The sequence below is a fragment of the Chitinibacter sp. ZOR0017 genome, assembly GCF_000799095.1.
Lineage (GTDB): Bacteria > Pseudomonadota > Gammaproteobacteria > Burkholderiales > Chitinibacteraceae > Chitinibacter > Chitinibacter tainanensis.
This window is the reverse complement of record NZ_JTLG01000014.1, coordinates 82,207-105,907: the sequence shown is the minus strand read 5'-3', so window position 1 is coordinate 105,907 and position 23,701 is coordinate 82,207. Positions and strand designations below refer to the sequence as shown.

At 54.9% G+C, this 23,701-nt stretch carries 17 protein-coding genes and 1 pseudogene; 10 read left to right on the top strand and 8 right to left on the bottom strand.

All coding sequences use genetic code 11. The features are described 5' to 3' along the window. Positions 1–466: 466 nt before the first annotated feature. Positions 467–694: pseudogene (locus L991_RS18010) on the top strand (carbohydrate-binding protein); the annotation flags it as partial. On the opposite strand, the gene L991_RS18005 reads toward L991_RS18010, so the two are convergent. Then, entirely contained in the window at positions 658–819 is a 162-nt protein-coding gene (locus L991_RS18005) for a hypothetical protein (protein WP_374749637.1), read from the bottom strand. The pseudogene L991_RS18010 and the gene L991_RS18005 overlap by 37 nt on opposite strands. Here L991_RS18005 and L991_RS17210 point away from each other — a divergent pair. The 3 genes from L991_RS17210 to L991_RS16860 all read left to right on the top strand — a co-directional run bounded on the left by L991_RS17210 (position 797) and on the right by L991_RS16860 (position 9,280). Beyond that, positions 797–3,442, top strand: coding sequence for a glycosyl hydrolase family 18 protein (locus L991_RS17210; RefSeq protein ID WP_156128981.1), 2,646 nt, complete (start codon positions 797–799; stop codon positions 3,440–3,442). The genes L991_RS18005 and L991_RS17210 overlap by 23 nt on opposite strands. 675 nt (positions 3,443–4,117) lie before the next feature. Then, positions 4,118–6,106 carry a glycosyl hydrolase family 18 protein gene (locus L991_RS04330; protein ID WP_047392641.1) on the top strand — a complete coding sequence of 663 codons (1,989 nt, stop codon included), beginning with the start codon at positions 4,118–4,120 and terminating at the stop codon, positions 6,104–6,106. A gap of 132 nt (positions 6,107–6,238) precedes the next feature. Then, a complete protein-coding gene (locus L991_RS16860) occupies positions 6,239–9,280 on the top strand; it encodes a glycosyl hydrolase family 18 protein (RefSeq protein WP_081986526.1) in 3,042 nt (1,013 codons plus the stop codon). A 74-nt stretch (positions 9,281–9,354) separates the two neighbouring features. Here the strand turns inward: L991_RS16860 and L991_RS04320 are convergent, their stop codons facing one another. Both L991_RS04320 and L991_RS04315 read right to left on the bottom strand, forming a co-directional pair. Beyond that, positions 9,355–10,164 (bottom strand): hypothetical protein, encoded by an 810-nt coding sequence (locus L991_RS04320; RefSeq protein WP_047392633.1) that lies wholly within the window; start codon positions 10,162–10,164, stop codon positions 9,355–9,357. Positions 10,165–10,225: 61 nt separating this feature from the next. Next, entirely contained in the window at positions 10,226–10,852 is a 627-nt protein-coding gene (locus tag L991_RS04315) for a ParA family protein (RefSeq protein WP_047392631.1), read from the bottom strand. A gap of 95 nt (positions 10,853–10,947) precedes the next feature. Here L991_RS04315 and L991_RS17205 point away from each other — a divergent pair, with 95 nt between their 5' ends. Then, entirely contained in the window at positions 10,948–11,094 is a 147-nt protein-coding gene (locus L991_RS17205) for a hypothetical protein (RefSeq protein WP_156128980.1), read from the top strand. Between the two features lie 5 nt (positions 11,095–11,099). Here L991_RS17205 and tal read toward each other — a convergent pair whose 3' ends face one another. The 3 genes from tal to phoB all read right to left on the bottom strand — a co-directional run bounded on the left by tal (position 11,100) and on the right by phoB (position 14,443). Further along, entirely contained in the window at positions 11,100–12,179 is a 1,080-nt protein-coding gene (gene tal, locus L991_RS04310; protein WP_047392629.1) for a transaldolase, read from the bottom strand. Positions 12,180–12,398: 219 nt separating this feature from the next. Next, positions 12,399–13,685, bottom strand: a complete 1,287-nt coding sequence (phoR, locus tag L991_RS04305; RefSeq protein WP_052190594.1) for a phosphate regulon sensor histidine kinase PhoR — start codon at positions 13,683–13,685, stop codon at positions 12,399–12,401. A gap of 71 nt (positions 13,686–13,756) precedes the next feature. Then, on the bottom strand, positions 13,757–14,443 hold the full coding sequence (gene phoB, locus L991_RS04300; RefSeq protein WP_028450005.1) for a phosphate regulon transcriptional regulator PhoB: 687 nt from the start codon (positions 14,441–14,443) through the stop codon (positions 13,757–13,759). 190 nt (positions 14,444–14,633) lie between these two features. Here phoB and L991_RS04295 point away from each other — a divergent pair, with 190 nt between their 5' ends. Genes L991_RS04295 through L991_RS04275 form a run of 5 tightly spaced genes read left to right on the top strand, consistent with a single transcriptional unit; the run spans position 14,634 to position 18,514 of the window. Beyond that, the gene (locus L991_RS04295) at positions 14,634–15,011 is read left to right on the top strand and encodes a gamma-butyrobetaine hydroxylase-like domain-containing protein (RefSeq protein ID WP_047392793.1); all 378 of its coding nucleotides are present in this window, start codon (positions 14,634–14,636) and stop codon (positions 15,009–15,011) included. 17 nt (positions 15,012–15,028) lie between these two features. Next, complete coding sequence (gene ubiE / locus L991_RS04290) at positions 15,029–15,766, top strand: bifunctional demethylmenaquinone methyltransferase/2-methoxy-6-polyprenyl-1,4-benzoquinol methylase UbiE (protein WP_047392627.1); 738 nt, start codon at positions 15,029–15,031, stop codon at positions 15,764–15,766. Next, positions 15,766–16,341: an SCP2 domain-containing protein gene (locus L991_RS04285; protein ID WP_047392624.1), complete on the top strand. Its 576-nt coding sequence runs from the start codon at positions 15,766–15,768 to the stop codon at positions 16,339–16,341. The genes ubiE and L991_RS04285 overlap by 1 nt, the downstream gene beginning before the upstream one ends. Next, positions 16,341–17,864: a ubiquinone biosynthesis regulatory protein kinase UbiB gene (gene ubiB, locus L991_RS04280; protein ID WP_047392622.1), complete on the top strand. Its 1,524-nt coding sequence runs from the start codon at positions 16,341–16,343 to the stop codon at positions 17,862–17,864. The genes L991_RS04285 and ubiB overlap by 1 nt, the downstream gene beginning before the upstream one ends. Before the next feature lie 17 nt (positions 17,865–17,881). Next, positions 17,882–18,514: a hypothetical protein gene (locus tag L991_RS04275; protein ID WP_047392620.1), complete on the top strand. Its 633-nt coding sequence runs from the start codon at positions 17,882–17,884 to the stop codon at positions 18,512–18,514. A gap of 24 nt (positions 18,515–18,538) precedes the next feature. Here the strand turns inward: L991_RS04275 and L991_RS04270 are convergent, their stop codons facing one another. Then, a complete protein-coding gene (locus L991_RS04270; protein ID WP_047392617.1) occupies positions 18,539–18,979 on the bottom strand; it encodes a type IV pilin protein in 441 nt (146 codons plus the stop codon). Further along, positions 18,979–23,691, bottom strand: a complete 4,713-nt coding sequence (locus L991_RS04265) for a pilus assembly protein (protein WP_052190593.1) — start codon at positions 23,689–23,691, stop codon at positions 18,979–18,981. Before L991_RS04265 ends, L991_RS04270 begins: the two co-directional genes overlap by 1 nt. Positions 23,692–23,701 lie beyond the last annotated feature (10 nt).

Sequence of the window (23,701 nt, the reverse complement as noted above, 5' to 3'; positions counted from 1 at the left end):
AGTGGAAAGCAAAAAAGAAATCATAGTGTAAGTATTTGTGTGGACGAGGTGGAATTCACTTTTTTGAAACACTCAAGCAGGAAAAAAAGTGAAGGCATTTTGTCTGTGAAACTACTCACAGGCGCAATGAAAAGTTACATCAGCAAGCGCTAATGGTGTGGCGCGCTATTTTTATGTTGCAAAAAAAATCAATAAAAACAATAATATTTTGATTAAATTGTGCAGCGCACAACTCTATATTGCGGTTTTTATGTAGTTTTATGTAGTCCACAAAAAAAAGCTTCAGTGGCCTAACTCACAAGCCCAAATCGGGGTGTTGACAAGGTTTTTCTCGGCACGTTAAAACAGTCTCACTGGTTAGGCTCAGCCCTCAAAGCGAGCTGGCTAGCGGTAAAAATCACCAGATACTTACAATACGGTGACAAGCAGGCAGTTGGTGGGCAAGACCACTTATCCACTAGTGCCAATGCCATTTATAAAATCGGAGGAGACATTAATGTCCCGTTTTAATCGTCTTGCACTTGCTGCCCTGCCAGCTGCAATGTTCGTGGCCTACAGCTATGCCGCACCGTTGTGGCAAGAAGGCAATACGTACAATGCTGGCACAGTCGTTACTTATAAAGGCGTGGACTACTCTGCGCTGGTGACCCATACCGCTTATGTCGGTGCTGGCTGGACCCCTGATACCACCCCAACACTGTGGAAAGCAGTGGGTGCTTCAACTAACCCAACTGCTGCACCAACCACCGCACCAACCACCGCGCCGACTACAGCGCCTACTGCTGCTCCAACCGCAGTGCCTAGCGCTGCGCCAACCACCGCACCGACTGCTGCGCCAGCGGGTTGTGGCAATGTGGCGGCTTGGAATTCAGCGACTGCCTACACTGGCGGCGCTGTAGTTTCATATAACGGCCGTAAATTCTCGGCTAAATGGTGGACTCAAGGCCAAACGCCTTCTTCTACTGATCAGTGGGGTCCATGGAAAGATGAAGGTGCTTGTAGCGGCGCTACGGCTACCCCAGTGGTAACCGCATCACCAACGCCAGTTGTGACTGCGTCGCCAACGCCAGTCGTGACCGCAAGCCCAACGCCAGTAGTAACTGCATCGCCAACGCCGGTGGTTACCGCGTCTCCAACTCCGGTTGTGACTGCTCGCCCAACCCCAGTGGTAACGGCTTCACCAACACCTACGCCAGTGGTTACTGCAACCCCAACACCTGTGGGTTCGCCATCGCCAACGCCAGTGGTTACTCCAACCCCAACACCTTCAGTGACGCCACCCGCTGGCAGCCAAGACCAGTGTCGTCCAGTGGGTCTGGTTTCTGAAGTTGCAAACGTTCCATATTGTACTGTTTACGATACCAATGGCCGCGAGAAGCTCGCCAATGGTATGAAACGTCGCAGCATCGGTTACTTCACCAGCTGGCGTAATGGCGCAAACGGTCAGCCTGCTTACCTGGCTGCCGATGTGCCTTGGAACGACATCACGCACGTGAACTACGCGTTTGCGCACATCGACCAGAACTGGAAAGTTTCTGTCGGTACCGATGGCCCAACCAATGCCGCAACCGGCATGTCTTGGGATGATAAAGGTCCGAAATACGCGCTGGATCCATCACTGCCATTCAAAGGCCACTTCAACATGCTGAACAAGCATGCAGATGCCAAAGGCGTGAAACTGCTGCTGTCGGTTGGCGGCTGGGCTGAAACTGGCGGTTACTTCGATGATTCAGGCAAACGTATTGCTAGCGGTGGTTTCTATTCACTGACCGTGGATGAAGCAACTGGTGCGGTTCGCCAAGATCGTATCAATACCTTCGCTAAATCAGCGGCTGAATTCGTGACCAAATATGGTCTGGATGGTATCGATATCGACTACGAATACCCAACTTCAATGTCGGATGCGGGCAGCCCAGACGACTGGAAGATTGCCAATAAGCAGCGTGGCAAACTGTGGGACGGCTACATGGCGCTGATGAAAACGCTGCGTCTGGAGCTGGACAAAGCCGCTGCGGCCCAAGGCAAGTACTACATGCTGACAATTGCTTCACCATCTTCAGGCTACCTGCTGCGTGGCTTCGAAGGCTTCCAGGCACTGAAATACCTGGATTACGTGAACATCATGAGCTACGACTTGCACGGTGCTTGGAACCACTTCGTGGGTCACAACGCCGCGCTGTACGATACTGGTAAAGACAGCGAGATCGCTGATGCCAAGATCTACGACACTGCAGGCGATGGTAAGTACTACAACGCTCAGGGTTACCTGAACATTGACTGGTCATACAAATACTTCCGCACTGCATTGGCAGGTGGTCGTGTGAATATCGGTCTGCCTTACTACACACGTGGCTGGCAAAATGTAACTGGTGGCACCAACGGTCTGTGGGGTACTGCAGCGGTTGCTGATCAGAAGACTTGCTACAACGGTACTGGTGGCAACCTGGGTCCTGATGCGCTGAGCCCGAAAGCCGGTGCGCCATGCGGCTTCGGTGCACAAGGTATCGACAACCTGTGGTTTGACGTGGATGCCAACGGCAAAGAAATGTTTGCCGGTGCTAACCCACTGTGGCACGCCAATAACCTGCGTGATGGCTTGCCAACACCATACGTTGGTATCTATGGCCACGACCTGAGCAAACCAGAATCGAAAGTTCGCGGTACGTATATCGAGAACTACGATGACATCGCTCAGTCTTCATGGCTGTGGAACCCAACTACGAAAGTGTTCCTGTCGACCGAAAACGAAAAATCGTTCAAGGCTAAAGTACAGTACGCGATCGACCAAGGTGCCGGCGGTATCATGTTCTGGGAGCTGGCAGGCGACTACAGCAAACCATCAGAAAACGGTCTGGGTTACTACTACTTCGGTAGCACTCTAACTTCTCTGGCTGGCCAGATGCTGAAAAACGCTACACCGTACGGCGTACTGCCAGGCGATGAGAAGTTTGTTCAGCCAGCTGAGCAACTGGATGTTGATGTTGACCTCGTAGGCTTCCTGCCAAAAGGTGAAGACAACTACCCAATCCAGATTGGTCTGAAGCTGAAAAACAACTCGAATGTTGATCTGACTGGTGCGAAAGTGGCCTTTGATGTGGCGCCTTCGACTCCGCTGACTTCGTCAACGGTTGAGTTCCTGAAACCTTTCGCACCTCCAGCAGGTAAAGGGATCGAGAACCTGGTTGATATCTACAGCGGCGGTACTTGGTCAGCAACTGTAGCTTCAAACAAAGTAGGTAACGTAGGTGGTCTGCCAAATGCCTTCCATCGTCCAGCCTACCAACTGAAGCAAGGTACTGTGGGCACTACTTGGGGCGTGACTGACTTCGGCCCAGGTAAAACCATCACCATCGGTATGCGTATCTTCATGCCAATGCCAGTGCCAACCAACTTCACTCTGACGCTGCCTAACGGCAAAGTCTACGGTATCAAGCGCAAGTAATTCGCGCCCAATCCGCAAAACGCCACGGCTTGCCGTGGCGTTTTTTTATTTGGGCGGTGCAAATTGCGAGATAAATGAGCTGAGATTTTGGCCGACTGAGCAATACCAGTTGCTGACTTTGTGGCGGAGCGGCAGTTTTAAATCGGCTCATTCAGTAAGCTTTTTATTGTTGACGAATTTGTTCTTTATTTGTCAATATTGGGTAAGTATTGTGGGCGTGTGCTATGTCACAGTTGCAGCCAAAATAAGCCACTCCAAGAAAAAAATTAGGTAGTGAATGGACTTAAAACTACATCACGTTATTGAAAAAGCTACATCAACGAGCGCTAATGTTGCGGTGCACATCGCATTTTGCAGTGGTTTTACGCTATTTTTTCGTCTTTGGGTGAGGATTGTTGTGCGGCGCAATAATTCTTTTGTCATGTAGTTGGTAGTTTTTTTACAGAGTTTTTTTTGCTGTTGGAAAAAGACCACTTTTTAGATCACAGGGGGTGTTGACAAGGTTTTTGCTTTGGAGATTAATAGAGTCCAACACCGGTCAGCGAAGAATGCGCGGTGAAAAGAGCAGGTGCAGATCGATATATGCTTTCAATAATCTGACTGCACGGCGGATCTGGTTAGTACCAGTTGCATTGCGCGAGTAATGCCAAAAAACACACGAGGATGGAGACCCTTATGTCGCACTTTAATCGTTTTGCTGTAGCTGCTATTCCTGCTGCACTGATGGCCGTGGCCAGCTTCTCTTACGCTGCTGATGCGTGGAAAGAAGGTTCGACCTATAACGCAGGCACTGTTGTTTCATATGCCGGTAACGACTACCAAGCTCTGGTGACTCACACTGCCTACGTGGGCGCTAACTGGAACCCTGCTTCAACCCCAACACTGTGGAAACTGGTTGGTACTGGTTCTGCTACGCCAGCGCCAACCGCGACGCCAGTAACAACGGCTAAGCCAACCACGGCCCCAACAACTGCGCCAACCACCGCACCGACAACTGCTCCAACTACCGCGCCAACTACTGGCCCAGTAGCAGGTTGTGGCTCTGTAGCGGCTTGGAATTCAACTGCTGCGTATAGCGGCGGCGCAGTAGTTGCCTACAACGGCGGCAAATACTCAGCTAAATGGTGGACACAAGGTCAGGCGCCTTCTGCAACTGATCAGTGGGGCCCATGGAAATACGAAGGCGAGTGCGGCCCAGCTGTCACTGCGACGCCAACTGTAGCGCCAACACCAACCCCAGTTGGCATGACCCCAGCACCAACCGTAGCGCCAACTCCAACTGCAGTACCAACTGCAGCGCCAACTCCAGTAGCTACCTTGGCTCCAGGTCAAGAAGTGCCTCCACCTGCGCAAGCGCAAGTCGGCTCTTACTTCACTCAGTGGGGCGTGTATGGTCGTGACTACCAAGTTGCCGACATCATCTCTAGCGGTGCAGCTCAGCAACTGACCTTCATCAACTACGCCTTCGGTAACATCTACCAGAAAAATGGTGGTTACGAGTGCGGTATCGTGAACAAACTGGAACCAGGTGCAACTGATGCAAATGCACCAGGCGCTGGTACTGGTGGCGATGCTTGGGCCGACTTTGGTCTGACTGCGAAACGTCGTGTTGATCCAGCTGATCAAATCAAGTGGGACGACAAACTGGCCGGTAACTTCCGTGAGTTCCAGGCTTATAAGAAAAAATTCCCAGACACCAAACTGTTCATCTCTCTGGGTGGCTGGACTTGGTCGAAATGGTTCTCTGCTGCATCGAAAACCGACGCACTGCGTAAACAGCTGGTTAAATCGTGTATCGACATCTACATCAAAGGTAACTTGCCAGTGGTGGATGGCCGTGGTGGCGCAGGTTCAGCTGCGAACATCTTCGACGGTATCGATATCGACTGGGAATTCCCAGGTGTTCAAGGCGTGGGTTACAACACTGTAGCGCCTGAAGACAAACAAAACTTCACCCTGTTGCTGGCTGAATTCCGCAAACAACTGGATGAACTGGCTGCAGCTAACCAGAAGAAATACTACCTGACCGTTGCTATCGGTGTAGGTCGTGACAAGATCGAAATGACTGAGCCACGCGAGTACGCACGTTACCTCGACTGGATCAACATGATGACTTACGACTACAACGGCGGCTGGAACGCGCAAGGTCCGACTGACTTCCAGTCTCACCTGTACGCTGATCCAAGCAACCCACAGTACAAGTGCTCTGGCAAACCAGCCGACAAGTGCTACGGCGACCGCAGCCTGGTGTCTTACTACAACACCGATGACGCAGTGAACCTGCTGATCCAAGCCGGCGTGAATCCGAAGAAACTGGTGGTTGGTATTCCTAAGTACGGTCGTGGCTGGACTGGTGTGACCAACGTGAACAACGGTCTGTATCAAAAAGCGACTGATGCAGCACGCGGTACCTACGAGAAAGGCATCGAAGACTTCAAAGTACTGAAAAACGCTGCGGGTACTGTGTATGTACACCCAGTAACTAAACAGTCTTACAAGTTCGACGGTTCTACTTTCTGGTCGTACGATACACCTGAAGTGATCCAAACTAAGATCGACTACGCCAAAGCCAAAGGGCTGAACGGTGGTGTGTTCAGCTGGTCACTGGATGGTGACGACAGCGCAGCAACACTGTCGAAAGCCATGGGTAAAGCCCGTCAGTAATCTGGCACCAAGAACCCCCTCGCAAGAGGGGGTTTTTTTATATCTGCTCGTTAGAAGCAGAACTGAGCTAGCGAAGCCAAAGATGCGCGCAGCCGGGGATTTTCCCCACCAAAAACATATGGAGAAGATGAAATGTTGCACACAACCTCGCGCAAGTCGTTTGCGCTCAAGGCGCTGCCAGCAGCAATGCTGCTGGCAGCCGGCCTGGCTTCGGCCACCGATGTCGCCCCGTATTATGAAATGTGGTACGCGGGCAATAATCTCTCGCTAACACAAGCGCGCCAGCAGCTGGGGCTCAATTCCGTGACCTTGGCTTTTACCATTGCCAAGGGTAATAGCTGCGCAATCAGCAATGACGGGTCGGGTACAGACATACTCAACGGGGGTATGAAGACTGACATCGCCACCTTCCGCCAAGCGGGCGGGCGCGTGATAGCTTCGTTTGGTGGTGCTTCAGGCACGTATCTGGAAGCAGTTTGCTCGGTAGATGCCATGGTCAATTTGATCGACGGCATGATCACCACGCATGGCATTAAGGCGCTGGATTTTGATGTGGAAGGCGGCTCACTCAGCAACGCCACCTACAACAGCACTCGCTCGGCCGCAATCAAGCAGTTGCAAGCCAAATATCCCGATCTGTACGTGTCATTCACTTTGCCGGTGATGCCAACAGGCCTCACTACCGAAGGCGTGAACGCGGTGAAATCAGCCATTAACGCTGGCGTACGCGTGGATATGGTCAATGTGATGGCGATGGATTATGGTTCATCAGCCTCAGCCGGCAAGAAAATGGGTGATCTGGCCGTACAGGCCGCGCAAAGCACTTTTAACCAGATCAAGCCGCTGTTCCCCGGCCTCACTGACGCCCAAATCTGGGCCAAAGTGGGCGTGACGCCCATGCTGGGTGTGAATGATGTGCAATCGGAAGTCTTTGGGCTGGCCGATGCCCAGATCCTCACCGACTTTGCCAAACAAAAAGGTCTAGGACTGATCGCGTGGTGGTCATTCCACCGCGATAACAGCAGCAACGGTGCCAGCAAAGCCAATTTTGAATTCTGGAATATCTTCAAAAACGCACAAGGTGGCGTGGTTGCGCCTACGCCAACCCCGAGCGTAACCCCGACGGCAACGCCGGTGGTGACGCCTGTTGTGACCGCTACCCCCAAACCCGTCGTCACCCCAACGCCAACTCCAGGTGGGGTAGCCGCGTGGGATAAGAGCACGATTTATACCGGTGGCCAGCGTGTGGTCTACAACGGCGTGGTGTATGAAGCACAATGGTGGACGCAGGGCGAAGTGCCCGGTGCTGCGCAGTGGGGCCCGTGGAAAGTGGTGAGCGGTAGCACGCCGGTGCCAAGCAGCGCACCAACAACTGCACCGACGATTGCTCCAACCGCAGTGCCGACCACAACGCCAACGGCGCGTCCGAGCACGCCGACCCCAACCCCGGTCGTGACCGCGACCCCGGTGCCGGGCAATAGCTGCGCAGTTTGGGCTGAAGGTAGTACGTATAAGGCTGGAGACGTTGTCAGCTATAGCGGCCAGAGCTATACCGCCCTAGCTGCCCACACCGCTTATGTGGGCGCAGGCTGGACGCCATCGACAACGCCGACCTTGTGGAAAGTGGGGGGGGCGTGTGGTAATGCAACTCCCGCCCCGACCGCCACGCCAACGGCTACGCCAGTCGTAACTCCGGTCGTGACGCCGGCCGTCCCCACCGCAACCCCAGTCGTTACCCCGGGTGGCACAACGCCAACGCCGAGCGCCCCAGCCGTTACCAATACACCAGCGCCAACCGTACCGGGTGGCGCGGTTCCCGCGCCAAGTGAAAAGCAAGTTGGTTCTTACTTTGCCCAGTGGGGCGTGTATGGCCGTAGTTTTGAGGTGGTGGATTTTGTGAACAACGGCTCGGCCGCACAAATGACCTTCCTGAACTACGCTTTCGGCAATATCTATCAGAAAAACGGCGGCTACGAATGTGCAGCCGGGATCGATAAGCTGGAGCAAGGCGCGACCAACCCGAATGCACCCGATGCGGGTACGGGTGGCGATGCCTGGGCCGATTATGGCCGCCCACCGGCTCGGCAAGTAAACCCTGCCAATGCTATCACTTGGGAAACGCCGCTGGCTGGGAATTTCCACGAGCTCAAAGACCTGAAAGCGAAATTCCCGAACCTGAAAGTGTTTATCTCGCTCGGGGGCTGGACATGGTCAAAATGGTTCTCGGCGGCGGCGAAAACCGATGCACTACGTAAACAATTGGTCGCTTCGTGTCTGGATATCTATATCAAGGGCAATCTGCCGTCGTATAGCGGCCGCGGTGGGCCGGGCTCGTTAGCCGGCGTGTTTGACGGGATTGATGTGGATTGGGAATTCCCAGGCGTTGTCGGTCAGCCCTACAACACCGTTTCGGCGGAAGATAAGCAAAACTTCACCCTGCTGATGGCCGAGTTCCGCGCGCAACTGAATGCGCTGAGCGCCGCCAATGGCAACAAGAAGTACTATCTGACCGCGGCGATGTCGGCGGGGAAAGACAAGATCGAGATGACTGAGCCGGCTAAGTACAGCCAGTATCTGGATTGGATTAACCTGATGACCTACGACTTCCATGGCGGCTGGGAATACACCAGCACCACCTATGTGGATAGTGCGTATGAAAATCATGCCAATCCAAATGCCAAGACCGACTTCCACTCGAATCTGTACGCTGATCCGAAGAGCCCGAATTATCTCGATCCGGTAACCGGGCAACGGGGTGTGGCTTCGTATTACACCATCGATGACGCGGTGACCAATCTGACCGCGGCAGGCTTCCCGGCCAATAAAATTGTGCTCGGGGTGCCATTCTATGGCCGTGGCTGGACTGGGGTGCCGAACGTGAATAATGGTCTGTACCAAACCGCTACGCAACCGGCGCGCGGAACTTGGGAAGGCGGCATTGAAGACTTCAAAGTGCTGAAGAACGCCGCGGGTACGATTTATACCCACGATGTGACCAAGCAATCTTGGAAGTTTGATGGCTCAACCTTCTGGTCTTACGATACGCCGGAAGTGATCCAAACCAAGATCAACTACAGCAAGGCCAAAGGGCTGGCCGGGATGTTTAGCTGGTCGCTGGATGGCGATGACAGTAGCGCGACGCTGATGAAGGCGATGAGCAAAGTGAAGCAATAAGCGTCACCTTGTTCAGCCTTAAAGTGAAAGCCCGGCGCGAGCCGGGCTTTTTTGTGGCGCATGGGCCAGGCATTTTAAGGTGCCAATGGCCCGGGCACATCCAGACACCGATAGGCATGCAGCGTGGCGGCCGCGCCTTGCAGCGAAATCACATCGCGGCCCCAGGGCTTACGCTGCTTGGGTAGGTAGCGCAGCCAGGCCAAAGTGTTGGCGCTGCGGGTCACCAGCTGCTGCACGATGGGATCGTCTTGGCGCAAATAGCGCGCCAAGAGCTGCGCCTGTTCGGCCGGCCCCGCTCTGAGCAGATAACTGGTGGAATGCAGATAAAACAGCCAATCGCGGCTTTGCGCCTCAGCGAGGCTCAATACACTGAGCGGATCATCTTCAAAATCAATGAAATGCACCTGACCGGCGTGGAAAATAATATTCCGGGCAAAGGCCTGGCTTAAGGCTTGTCCGCAGCGGTGAGTGGCCAGAATCGCATTCAGGCCCGCCAGCCATACTTTGCGTTGATCGGCGGGCTGATGTGCGAGCAAGTGATCAATCGAGGTCTTGCCCACATTGCGCATCACCAGATAGCCGGGCTGTGCGGCCAGTAATTCGGGTACTAAGACACCGGCTGCATGCAAGGTTTGTAGTCGCCGCGCTTCAATCGCCTGGCCAGCGGCGCCACCCGGGGCGGGCACTGCGCACAGCAAGGGCTGGCGCAGACTGCGGGCGAGCAGATTGAGTAATGAATACGCCAGCGGGCGGTTGCGGCCTTCTTGGCGTTTCACAATCACGGCCTCGCCGGCCAGCTCTAGCGCTAGCACGCGACCATGCTGTTGCGCGATGGCGCGCTCGAGTTCGGTCTGTTGTTGCGGGCTAAGAAGGGTGAAATGCATGGCGGCCTCAAAGTGAAGCCGGCGATTGTACGCCGAAATGCCGCCGGCTGGCTGTAGCGGATTACCGCTGCAGCACCCACTGAATCAGTGGTCGCCATTCCTGGACGTCGCGCTGATTTTTGCTTGCGGGCAGATCAAACAAGGTCATGCCGCGCTGGATGGTTAGATTATAGAGCTGTGTATCGCGGATGGTGGCGATCAGCGGAATCTCGAATTGGCGCAAAAACTCGGCCAGCTGTTGCGTCGCATTGCTACGCGGGTTCACACGCATGGCGACGGCGGCCACTTGGACTTCTTCGCGGCGCACGGCCTTGGTTTCGGCCAGCTCCGCCAGAAAATCTTGGCAGGCCCATAAATCAAAGGCAGAAGGCAGAATCGGGATAATGACCCGGTCGACGACTTTCAGGGCTTTTTTGAGTTTGCTGCCGCCAAAGCAGGCGGGGCTATCCAGCACCGCCACTTGGCTGCCTTTGGGCGGGCGGGCGATTTGATCGCTGCCGATTTCCCAGCGCTCGATACGGGGTAGATTGCTCGGGCGGCGATCCAGCCAACGCTGGCTGGAGTGCTGGCGATCCAGATCGCCCAGCATCACCTTGGTTTCTTGCCACGAGAACCAGCTGGCCAGATGGGTGGAGAGGGTCGACTTGCCACTCCCGCCTTTGGGGTTGGCAATCAAGATCTTGCGCATATTCAATCACCAAGTAACAGGGGAAACATTATGGCAGGTAATGTCAGCTTTATTGTTACATATTTGTTAAATTATTACAAAATTAGGAAGCTTTAATGAAGATTGGGCTGGGTGTGGTGGAAAAGTTGCGTTTTATTTCGATGGGTATGTTGTTGTGTGGTTTGTTTGTCAATGGGTTGATTGATATACCCTGGTGGGGTAAAAAAACCCGCCTGCTGGCGGGTTTTTTGCTGAAAAACTAGACCGTTTATTTGGTCAGTTCCATCAGTTTGGCAAAGGCTTCGTCAAACTGTTTCAGGCCTTCAACCTGCAGCTGCTCGCCGGCCAGATTGTAGTTAATGCCCAGCTCGCGCACTTTCACCAGTGTTTGTACGGCAGCATCAATGCCGGTATCCAGCGTGTTTGCGGCTTCGCCGTGGTCACGGAACAGCGCCAGGGTGGCATCGGGTACGGTGTTCACTGTTTCTGGGCCGATCAGGTCTTCCACGTACATCACATCGCGGTAGGCTTTGTTTTTCGTGCCGGTAGAAGCCCACAGCAGGCGTTGTGGATTGGCGCCTTTGGCTTTCAGCGCGGCAAAACGGTTGCCGTGGAACAGCGCTTTGTAATGCTGGTAAGCCACTTTCACGAATGATTTAGCCACGGTGCCACGCAGAGCCAGCGCATCGGCCGTGCCAATGGCTTCCAGTTGTGGGTCGATCAGGCTATCCACGCGTGACAGGAATACTGAAGCCACGGCTTGCACTTTATCGATTGGCAGGCCGGCGGCCGCGCGCGCTTCCAGACCGCGGATGTAGGCGGTCAGCACGTTATCAACGTGTTTCAGGTTGAACATCAGGGTGATGTTCACGTTGATGCCAGAAGCGATCAGCTCTTCGAAGGCCACCACGCCAGCATCAGTGGCTGGTACTTTGATCATGGCGTTCGGGCGATTGATTTCCGCCCACAGACGTTTGGCGTTGTCGATGGTGCCTTGCGCGTCGTTCGCCAGTGTTGGAGATACTTCCAAGCTCACGTAGCCGTCTTGGCCATTGGTGGCGTCGTACATGGCGCGAGTCAGATCGCAAGTGGCTTGAATGTCCGGTACAACCAGCGCTTCGTAGCGTTGTTCGGCGGTCAGGTCCTGTTTTTTCAGTTCAGCCAGATCACCGGTATACAGCGGATCAGAAGAGATTGATTTGTAGAAAATCGCAGGGTTGGAGGTAACGCCGGCGATGTCGTCTTCGGCGATCAGCCGAGCCAGCTCGCCAGAGGCCAGAAGGCCGCGCGACAGGTTGTCCAGCCAGATGCGTTGGCCGAAAGGTTTGATTGCTGCGATTCTGCTCATGGTAAAAACCTCATTAGTATTGAACTGATGCAAACAGGGTGGAACGTCGTTGCAAAGGACATGGGGCATTATCACTGCAAAACAAGCCTGATGCCTTTGCGCAGGCGCAAAAAAACCGTGATTGCTGCAATGTACGGATAGTTGTCCGGCAGGGCAAGTGCTGGCCTTGGCTTGATCCACGTTGACGGCAACAAAAAGCCCGCACAAAGCGGGCTCGGTTTATTCGATGATGCGGGTGGCGGGAAACTTCACCGCAAATTCACTGCCTTTGCCTGGCTCGGAGGTGATGCACAGCTGCGCCTGATGGCGGTGCAGAATGTGCTTCACAATCGCCAGCCCCAGGCCGGTGCCGCCGGTATTGCGAGAGCGGCCGCGATCAACGCGATAAAAGCGCTCGGTCAGGCGGGGAATATGCTCGGGGGCGATGCCGATCCCGGTGTCGCGGCAGGTAAAGCACAGCATATCGTCGCGCCGCTCCCAGCCAATGGTGATCTTGCCGCCCGCCGGGGTGTAACGAATGGCGTTGGAAACCAGATTGCCCAGTGCCGAATGCAGCTCGTCGTTATTGCCGATCAGGCGGGCGCGTTCCAGCTTGCCGATTTCGACCGTATGCCGGCCTTGCGAGAGGCCCATGCCTTCGGTGCGCAGCAATTGCATTAGCTGCGGAATATCGACTTCCTCTTCGCGCACCTGCGCGCCGCTTTCCAGTTTGGAGAGCGTGAGCAAATCGTCCACCAGTCGCTGCATGCGCTGGGTTTGTTCGTACATCAGCTGCAAATGCGTTTCACGGGTTTGCGCATCTGACGCGGGCATATCGATCATGGTTTCGATAAAGCCACCCACCACCGTCAGCGGGGTGCGTAGTTCGTGCGAGACATTGGCCACGAAGTCGCGATGCACGGTTTGCACGCGCTCGAGCTGGGTAATATCGCGGCTGAGCAGCAGTTTGCGCGTTGAATCAAACGGCACCATCTGCGCCGAAAGCGTTTGCTCGGTGGGGCGGGTAGTGCGAATCACGATCGGGTGGCTAAAGTCTTCCTGCTTGAGGTATTCACGCAAGCTAGGGTGACGTAGCAAGTGTGTAATCGGTTGGCCGGTATCGGTTTTACGATTCAGCGCCAAATGATCGCAGGAAGCCGGATTGCACCATTCGATGCGATCGTACTCGTCCAGAATTACCACGCCATCGGGCAGCGCCTCGGCGGCCGATAGAAAACGATCCAGCGTATTGGCTAGCCGCTCTTTGGCTTTTTTCTGCTTACGCACTTCGGTGTAAAACTGATCGAAGACTTCTTGCCAGAGCAAAAAGCTGCTGGGCACATTATCGACTTGCGGGTTTTGCAGCCAGTGATACAGACGGTGCAAATTAAAAATATGAAACAGGCAGGTGAGTGAGACGACCACCAGGGCAAAGGTCAGCCCCCACTCCCGTCCGGCAATCCCGCCGATAAACAGCGCGATCAGGGTCACGGACAAATAAAAAACGATGGAGCGGAGCCAGAGCATTCGGTGCCTTTGAGAGCGGGCGTCAGGTCAGGGTAATGCAGTGCATTACCCCGAGGAACTGCGGATTGTACTTAATTGACAGACAGGCGGTAGCCTGAACCACGAACGGTTTGAATCAGATGATCGTGACCAGTTCCCTCCAATGAGGAGCGCAGGCGACGAATGTGCACATCGACCGTGCGCTCTTCCACGAATACATGGTCGCCCCACACCTGGTCCAGCAGGTGTGCGCGGGTATGTACGCGCTCAGGGTGGGTCATAAAGAAGTGCAGCAGGCGAAATTCGGTAGGGCCCAGATCCAGCGCCTTGCCATTGCCCGATACACGGTGAGTGACCGGATCAAGGCGCAGGCCTTGGATTTCCACTGGATCATCAGTGGCCTGCGGCGCACGGCGGCGCAGCACGGCTTTGATGCGTGCTTGCAGTTCACGTGGACTGAAGGGTTTGGTGATGTAATCGTCGGCGCCGGTTTCCAGCCCCGCGATTTTGTCTTGCTCGTCCGAGCGGGCCGTCAGCATAATTAGCGGAATGCCACGGGTACGTTCATCGGCGCGTAGTTTACGTGCGAAGTCGATGCCGGACATGCCAGGCAACATCCAGTCGAGCAGAATCAGATCGGGCAGGGCATTGCGTACAATGCTCTGCGCGCTTTCGACCGAGTCGGCACGCATGATGTGGTGACCGGCTTGGGTCAAGTTAAAGGCAATCAACTCCTGGATTGCTGGTTCGTCCTCGACCAGCAGAATGTTTGCGGCCATGACAGCTCCTCGCGCGATAAGTTCAATTCAGATTGGTTGCGAGAATAAGGCTTTAGTGTGAACTTAATATTACAAGTCTGCAAACTTATGGCATAAATTTCATGGGGTGAAAGCAATGTCACTTCGCTGGCGGCTACAAGGGCGGCGCGGTATCATGGAGGCTATTCAAATCAACCCTTTTGAGCTGGATATGGCCGGTTTGCACGCCAACACCCCGCAGCCCACCGAACTGACGCTGCATCAAGCTTCCCGAGTCCTGGAAATCGCCTTCGATGATGGCGCACGGTTTAGACTGCCGTGCGAGTACCTGCGGGTATTTAGCCCCTCGGCCGAAGTACGCGGGCACGGGGTTGGCAATGAAGTGCTGCAAGTCGGCAAAAAGCACGTCAATATCCGCGCGATTGAACCGGTGGGCCATTACGCGGCCAAACTGGTGTTTGATGATGGCCATGATAGCGGCCTATTTAGCTGGCAATATTTATACGAACTAGGCGCCCAGCAGGACGCCAACTGGCAACAATACCTGAGCGATCTCGCCGCCGCCGGCGCATCGCGTGAACCGCTGTAAGCAGCAAGGGCAAAGCAATGAGCGACGCGAAAACCCACTTCGGTTTTTCTACAGTCAACGAATCGGAAAAAGCGCAAAAAGTCGCCGAAGTTTTCCATTCGGTGGCCCAAAAATACGATGTAATGAATGACCTGATGTCCGCAGGTCTGCACCGGGCCTGGAAGTTCTTCACCATTGAAACCAGTGGCGCCAAGGCGGGTGATCGGGTGCTGGATATTGCTGGCGGCACCGGCGATTTATCCAAGGCCTTTGCCAAAAAAGTGGGTAAATCGGGGCAGGTGTGGCTGACCGATATCAATAGCTCGATGCTGGGCGTAGGCCGTGATCGTCTGCTGGATTCCGGATACCCCCTCCCGGTAGCTCAATGTGATGCAGAAAAGCTGCCGTTTCCAGACGAATACTTCGATATTGTTTCGGTGGCGTTTGGTCTGCGTAATATGACGCACAAAGATGCCGCGCTGAAAGAAATGTGCCGCGTGCTCAAGCCCGGTGGCCGTTTGCTGGTACTGGAATTTTCCAAAGTATGGGCGCCACTCAAGCCGGCTTACGATCTGTATTCATTCAAACTGCTACCGCTGATGGGCAAACTGGTGGCCAATGATCCCGATTCTTACCAATATCTGGCCGAATCCATCCGCATGCATCCGGATCAGGAAACCCTGAAAACCATGATGCGCGATGCGGGCTTTGGCCGCGTGGATTACCACAATATGACCGGTGGCGTGGTGGCGCTGCATAAAGGGACCAAATTCTGATGCTGCTGGCGCGCTTGCTCAATCATTTGCTGGCGCAAGCGCCAGAGCAGTTGCAGGCCCTGCAGCCGCTGGCCGGGCGTAGCTTTGCGCTGCAGCTACCGCTGCTGACTGCCACCGTGGTGGTGATGCCCGATGGCCGCTTGGCTGATTCGCAAGCCGAGCCGGAAGCTACGCTGACGTTGCCAACGGCGTACTTTCTCACCCGACTCACCGATCCACAAGCCGCATCGCGACAAGTTGTGCTGGCGGGTGATCCGGATTTGGCCGCCCGCGCCGGCGCCGTGCTGGGCGCGCTCGCCTGGGATGCAGCTGAAGATCTGTCGCGCTGGACTGGTGATATTGTGGCGCATCGGGTCGTGCGCTCAGGGCAAGCGCTGGCGCAATGGCCCTTGGCAGCCGGTGAGCGGCTGGCCACGGCCGCGGCAGAGTACGCGCGCGATGAAGCGCGCTGGCTGGTGCGTAAAGAGCAGGTGGCCGACTACTGTAGCGCGGTGGATACCTTGCGGCACGATGTGGCGCGACTGGAAAAACGGCTGGCCCGCCTGCAGGCGCGGCTGGCGGACAAAGGCGAATAATGCTGCGTTTTTTTCGCATTCTGTATGTGATTGTCCATTTCGGGCTCGATGAATTTTTGCTGGGGCACGAGCGTGTGCGTGGCTTGCGGCAGCTGATCGGCGCGCTGTTTTTCTGGCGCAAATTACCCGATAGCCGCGGTGTGCGTTTGCGGCTGGCGCTGGAATCACTGGGGCCGGTGTTTGTTAAATTTGGTCAGGTGTTATCGACCCGCCGCGATTTATTGCCCCCCGATCTGGCCAATGAACTGGCCTTGCTGCAAGACCGAGTGAAGCCCTTTGCCTCGGAACTTGCCATTCGGCAAATCGAAACCAGCCTGAATCAGCCGTTGGCGGCGCTGTTTGCCGAGTTTGATGCCACACCGGTGGCTTCGGCCTCGGTCGCGCAGGTGCACCGCGCCCGGCTGCATGCCCCTGAGGGGGGGCAAGGGCGGGCGGTGGCAGTGAAAGTGTTGCGCCCGGGTATTTTGCCGGTGATCGAAAGCGATCTGGCTTTGCTGCGCATGCTGGCGCTGTGGGTGGAAAAGCTATTTGCCGATGGCAAACGCCTGAAGCCCCGTGAAGTGGTGGCCGAGTTTGATCGCTATCTGCACGACGAGCTGGATTTAATGCACGAAGCGGCCAATGCCAGCCAGCTGCGGCGCAATTTTAAAGATTCCGATCAGCTGATCGTGCCCGAAGTGTTTTACGACTATTGCGCGCGCGAAGTGCTGGTGCTGGAGTGGATGGACGGTATTCCCATCGGCCGCATTGACGAGCTAAAAGCCGCGGGCATGGATTTGAAAAAGCTCAGCCGTTACGGGGTGGAGATTTTCTTTAGCCAGGTATTCCGCCACGGTTTTTTCCATGCCGATATGCATCCGGGCAATATCTTTGTGGCGCCGGATAACAGGTATATTGCGCTAGACTTTGGTATTGTTGGCTCGCTGAGCGATACCGATAAGCAGTATCTGGCGATTAACTTTCTCGCCTTTTTTAATCGCGACTATCGGCGGGTGGCGACGGCACATATCGAGTCGGGCTGGGTGCCGAAAGAAACCCGTGTGGAAGAGCTGGAAGCCGCAGTGCGCACCGTGTGCGAGCCCTTCTTTAATAAGCCGCTGAGCCAGATCTCGTTTGGTTTTGTTTTGCTGCGGCTGTTTGAGACTTCACGCCGGTTTAATGTGGAAATCCAGCCGCAGCTGGTGTTGCTGCAAAAAACCTTGCTCAATATCGAAGGGCTGGGCCGCCAGCTCGATCCAGACTTGGATTTATGGCAAACCGCCAAGCCATTCTTGGAGCGCTGGATGAATGAGCAAATCGGCTGGCGCGGTCTGCTCACCACGATCAAACATGAGGCGCCGCAGTGGGCGACCCTGCTGCCGACGTTGCCGCGCAAGCTCAACGAAGTCCTGAACCAAAACCACACCGAGCTCTTGCTGGCGGGCTATAAAGGGCTGATGTGGGAGCAGAAAAAGCGCAATTATCTACTCGGGCTGATCGCCGCTCTGCTGGCTAGTCTGCTCGCGACAATTTGGTGGTACTAACTCGGGAATCAGATGGCATGCAGCGGCGCAGCTTGGCTCCATCGGTATTGCGCCACTGGCTGGCCCCCATCGCGCTCTCGCTCAGTGTGCATGGGCTGCTGCTGTGGGCTTTACGCCCGGATTCGGGGTGGAGCGCGCCGTGGCCGGCGGCTACTACGGGCGGGGTAGGGGCGCTGAGTGTGAGCTTGGCCGCGCCGCCCTCGGCTGAGCAGGCTGCCGCCGAATCAGCGGCAATCCCTTTGCCAAATTTGGCCGACCCAGCTGCATTCACAACCGCTGCCTTGCAGTCTTATCAGCCAGCCCTTGATCTACTCGCCAGTGCACAACTAGCGCCAAGCCCCGCGGCGCCGTCTGCTGCCAGCATGGGGGCGCTGCCTAGCCCTGCGCCAGAGCGGCAAGAGGCGCTGGCATTGAATGAGCCGCAATTTGTACCCAGTGACTTTGCCCGCAGCCCTGCCGAGCTAGTGCTGGAGCTGGAGATTGATGCCACCGGGCTGGTGCAACAGATTCACGTGCTTAGCGGCAATATTCCCCCCGAAGAGCGCCACCCCATTTTGCGTAAAGTGGGCGCCATGAAGTTTCGCCCAGCCATTGAAAATGGACTGGGCGTCGCTTCCAGCAAAACCTATCGCATTGAATTTACCCACTAAGCTTGCGCCGAGCGGGGCACGTGTTTACCAGTTGTCTTCACCGGTATCGGCGGTATCGCCATCGTTATTTTTATCCCAGGCTTTGCGACCGGTGTGCCGCAGCTCCAGAATGCCGTTGCCACTTTGCGCGCCTTTGGGGGTCGCGGTGAGTGTGAAGGTGGAGCCATCGGCACTGCAGTTGCTCATCGCGATGTCGTAATACTTGGTACTGCCATCAATCGGCGACTCGGTATACGGTGGCGTTGGGCAGGTGGATGACGCTGAGTAGCGGCTGTTTTCGGTAAAACGCCGCTCCAGAATTTGTGCGCTTTGCATTAGCACCCCTTGTGCATCTGCCCGCCGGGTTTTGCGCACATAATCCTGATAGTTCGGGATCGCGATCGCGGCCAAAATGCCGATCACCGCCACCGTAATCATCAGCTCGATCAGCGTAAAGCCGCGTTGTGCCGCCAATGTGCGTGTCATTATTTGATTACCTCGCTCCAGTTCACCGGTACAACCACCCGTGAGTCACACACATTGATCTGTGTGGCATTGCCTAGTGGATCAACGTCGATGGCTTTTTCACACGCGCTGGTGGATTTCTTACCGTTATAGTTGCGGCCAAAGCCCCGTTCATCATTGAGGCCTGAAGGAATCGAGCCTTTGATGGTGGTTGTCCCGTTCGGGGTCGAGGTAGTCGACAAAAAGCCGACATTATTAATGCTGACTTTGGTGCCGGTGCCACTATTGGTAATCACAAAACGCGGGCGAGATTGGCCGCCATCATCCAGATTCAGTGCCATCAGCCCCGATTTAGAGGTAAATGCGCAGCTGTTGCTCACGTCTTCGGCTGGCGTCATGGTGTTAAAAACTACTGTGCCGCCCGAAATCCGTGGCATTCCGACGTGACGCTCTTCCCCAAGTGGGAAATTGGCATACCAGCCATATTGAATGCCAGCTGTGTATTTATTGTCATCGGAGCAATTACTTTGGAAAGTGCCGTCCTCTTTTTTCGGCAGGATGCAGCGGTATTTCTCAATGTCGCTGAGCAGCAAGCCGGGGATATTGAATTTGGTCAAATCAGCGCTATTGAACTGGGCAATTCTTTGCTCGACTAGGTTGGTGAGCGCAGGTGGGGTGTAGCTATTGCCCACTGCGGCATTGGTCATTACCCCATCGCTGCCGATGCTCAGTTCTGGATCAACAATGCCATAGAAACTATTGGCATCTGCTTGTCCGGTACAACTGCTGTTATAACGGTCGCAGTCTTCATAAAACTTGCCGGTGCCGAAATACACCATCAGCCGTTTATTGGTGATACTGAGTGAGGATTCGGCCTTTTTCTCCATGGCGATCGCCGGTGGGCTCACAATCGATTGCGCCTTATCACTCCGCACGGCACGGAACATCGGTTTACCACCGAGGCCAACCCGCCATTGCGCGGAGTTGGTGCTGCTCACATCAAATTTCCACAGATTGCCAAACATATCCCCGGCATAGATGTAATCAGCGGTGCCATTGCTATCAATGTCGGCCGCAGTTGGCGCTGACAAACCATTGCTATTGCTGAAAAGACCATTATTGCCCGCGATGGTGGCATCGACCGTCAGTTTCACTACTTTACCGTTCCACCCACTGCTGCCCGGGCCAGTAACATCCAGCATAAACAGGGTGGCGCTACCCGTGGTGCTGTTTAAACCATTGCCGGTAATCACATACCATTTGCCATCATTCATCTTGGTAATGAGCGGGCTAAATGGTTGGTAACCCATATCCGGGCTGCCTTTGGCTGTGTCGTTGCTATTGAAAAACTCCCAGCGGGTGACGCTGGAAATTACCGACGAACCCACGCTCAGAGGATTACTAATATCCAAGGCAAACAGCCCTTTGCCGCCAAAACCGGTGGTAGCGGCCAGTAGGGTGCGCCAAGTGCCATCGTCGGTTTTAACATCTTGCACGGCGGTTTGGCCATTCAGGTAATACTCGTGGCTATATGATTGCTCTTCGAGCTTGCGCAGCTTGTCGAATACAAAAGAGGGAATATAGCCAAAGCGCTCACGGCCATTGTGTTCCTGATTGGTGACCACGTCGTCCATAAAGGCGTGATACACCCCGCCATTGGCGCCGGCATACACGAAATTAATCCGGCTGGCCTGTTGGTTGGCAAATGCTGCGTAGCCTGTATCGGCATAATAGTCGGCGCGTGGTACAGGCCCCACCGCATAGGGTTGAGCGTCCAGAATGTCAGCAATGTAGTTGGTTTCATTCCCGACTTGTTCGCGCACCCGATATTTACCGCTGGTGGTCCCTTCGTTGCTGTTGTCACCACGGATGTATTTGGCGCGCGCTTCCATGCGCGGGGTTACCACAAAGCCACCAGGGTCACCATCTGGGTAATTGAGCGCTGCTTTTTGCGCTGATGAGAGCTGCGCCATTTCGGCTGCCGCATCAAAGGCCCGGCCAGTGCGGGTGTCCGGGTTCCAGGACATCAACACCCGTTCGATCGGTGGAATGAGTTTGCCGGGGTCGTTGGCATCCCAGTACACCGTACCCAGTTGCAGGCTATCGGTATTCAGCGCGAGCGCCGACAGATTACCGCTCCATTGATTGGCTTTGTAGGCGGTACGGTAAATCCGGTACTCCGAACTTTGCGAACTACTGCCGGCGGTGCTACCTACTGGGGCACTGGAGCGGGTGGTAGAATCAATCCGCGAGAATGCCCGATCTAGCTGTTCTTTCAACTTCAATGGGTTGGTAACCAAGAAGTAGTTATCCGGTACTCCATCACCATCGGCATCCCATTCGGCAATGTTATCCAGAACATCTTTGTTGGTGCTCCCTTCTGCGTCATCATCAATGAAGCCACCGTATTTAGCGGCGTACCAAAGTGGTGACTTCAGGTCGGTGATGGTGCTCGCCGCACTATTGGGCGTGAAGGTACGGGTGTCGGTGAGCGCACTCATATTGCCGGTGGCGCCGAACGGTGTGCCCGATGGGTTGCCAGTAGTGGCCGGCAGCGCATCCATCCAGTATTTCACATCGCGGCCACCAATATCTTTTACCACCAGATACACGCCATCTTTAGTCGAGCCAGACACCACGTAGCCCATGTGCTGATCAATCCCGCCTGCGGCGTAGGTCGAGTTGACCTTTACTTCGATGGTGTTGTTGGCCAAGAGGCGAATTTCATATTCGGCGATGGCATCCATATCATGGTCGCCACCGTATTCCACATCTTCAAAGTTGATGCGGAATTTATAGTAAGGGCGGCCAGCATTGATCGACGTATCGGTGGCAAAGCCGGGTACATTGCGGATGGTGTCGATGTAAAAATCGACAATCTGATTGGTTGGCCGATAGTCGCCCTGATTACCTGTGCCACCGCCATTGGAAGGCGACTTGGCAAACGGCGTGAAGACTACTTTTTGGCCCGCTACCGGAATCTCGATTTTGGGCAGGGCTGAAGCCAGGGCAATCGAGAAGGTGCTAATGGTTTGCTTCGATGGCGCTGCATTGATGTCATTTTTGCGGGCAAAGTCTGCCACAGCTGCGCTATAGAAAGTCCCGGCTTTGCCTGGTTCTTCTGGCAAGCCTTTTAGGCCAAAAAAGCTGCTAGCGGCTTTGGTGGTAGGGGCCTGATCATTATTCGTGCCATTCTCACCAATGATGACATTCTTGCTGCCTGAGCCAAATTCGCTTTGCCACATGGTGTCCAGAGTGCTCTGAATATTGAGGCTATTGCCGTTCAGGCTGGAATTGCTCAAATTGCCGTCGAAATTGGGATAAATATCGGATAGCAGGGTGATCACGGGCTTGGCGCAGACGTGGTTGCGGCGTTGCGAACCATTCATGCCATAGGGGTCGGTCCAGGCGGCAACCGAAAGGCCAACGCCGTTGCCCTTGGCATCGCTGGTATAGCCGGCGCTTCCACCAGCATAGTATTTCACGGTTTCCCATAGCATTTCTGCGACTGGGTTGCCCCAGCTACTGCAACGGCCATTGTTCAGTTGCTTAGAAAACGCATTGCCATAGCTACAGTCATCATCATTGGTACTGACGCCATAGTATTCGCGACTATTAGAAAAACCCTCGATCCGCATATTGTCGATATTGCGGATAATGCCGACGGTGCTAGTGAAGGTGCCATTGCTAGCGTTGATTTCGTCGCTGATGCTACCGATATTTTTACGCAGCACCCCGCCTTGGGTGTTGTCTGAGTAGCTGCCGGTAAAGAGTCCAAAGCGCATGCCATCGGCATCGCCGTATTGCTGGATCAGGCCATAGGGCTTGTAGGAAGTGCCATAGCGCTTGCACTCGTCTTCGAGCAGACCGGTTTTGCAGACTTGTACGCGCACGACATAATCGGTGAGATCGCTGGTCGGGATGTTGACGCGGTTATTCGAGCCATCCGCATATTGGGCATCCGCCACTGGGCGCTCGATACTGAGCCATTCCCATACCCGGCGGTTGCTGTCTTTAATGGTGCGCAAAAGCGGTGGGTTGAGATAACTGGTCTGGCAGCCATTCGGGGTGCAGCGCGTAGTGTTGGCAAACAGGTGGCGCCGACCGGATGCAGGTAAAGCCATTGGGGTATAGTCCTGAATGTCATAGCCATCAACGGCTACGCTCATATACTCCTTACCCCAGCTGTGCGCATCCTGCGGGATGAATGTGCGCTCCAGTACGGTGTCGCTGGCGGTATCCGTACTGCGTTTGCCGCCATACAAGACCCGGCGAATGGCGTCAATCCGTGAGGTGGTGAGGTAATTGAGAAAGTCACCACTCCAGCGCGCGCTGCTGAAACTGCGGCATTTTTTATTGCTGGTGGTGTTAATGGGTTCAAAGCGCGAGTTACTGCTGTTGTAGCTGTAGCACTTATAGCTATCGAAATAGCCGTAGTAATCGATCTTGAAGTTGCCTTTACCTTCGCTATAGCCTGGTTTGACCCGCCAGCCTTGGTAACCCACATCGTAAACGCCATCCCCATCCAGATCGGATGCGTCGTTGTAGGCCTCGTAATACAGCCGATGATCTTTACCCAACACCAGCATATTCAGCGGTGGCTCATTGGAGGACTGATACAGCGGGGTGAATGGGTCGCGCCCGCCCTGGGTCAGGTTATTCAGTGCCACCGCCTGCGCGAATACGGGCAGAAATAGCAGGCTGAGCATGAGAGATAAAGTGGTGCGTTGCATGATCAGACTC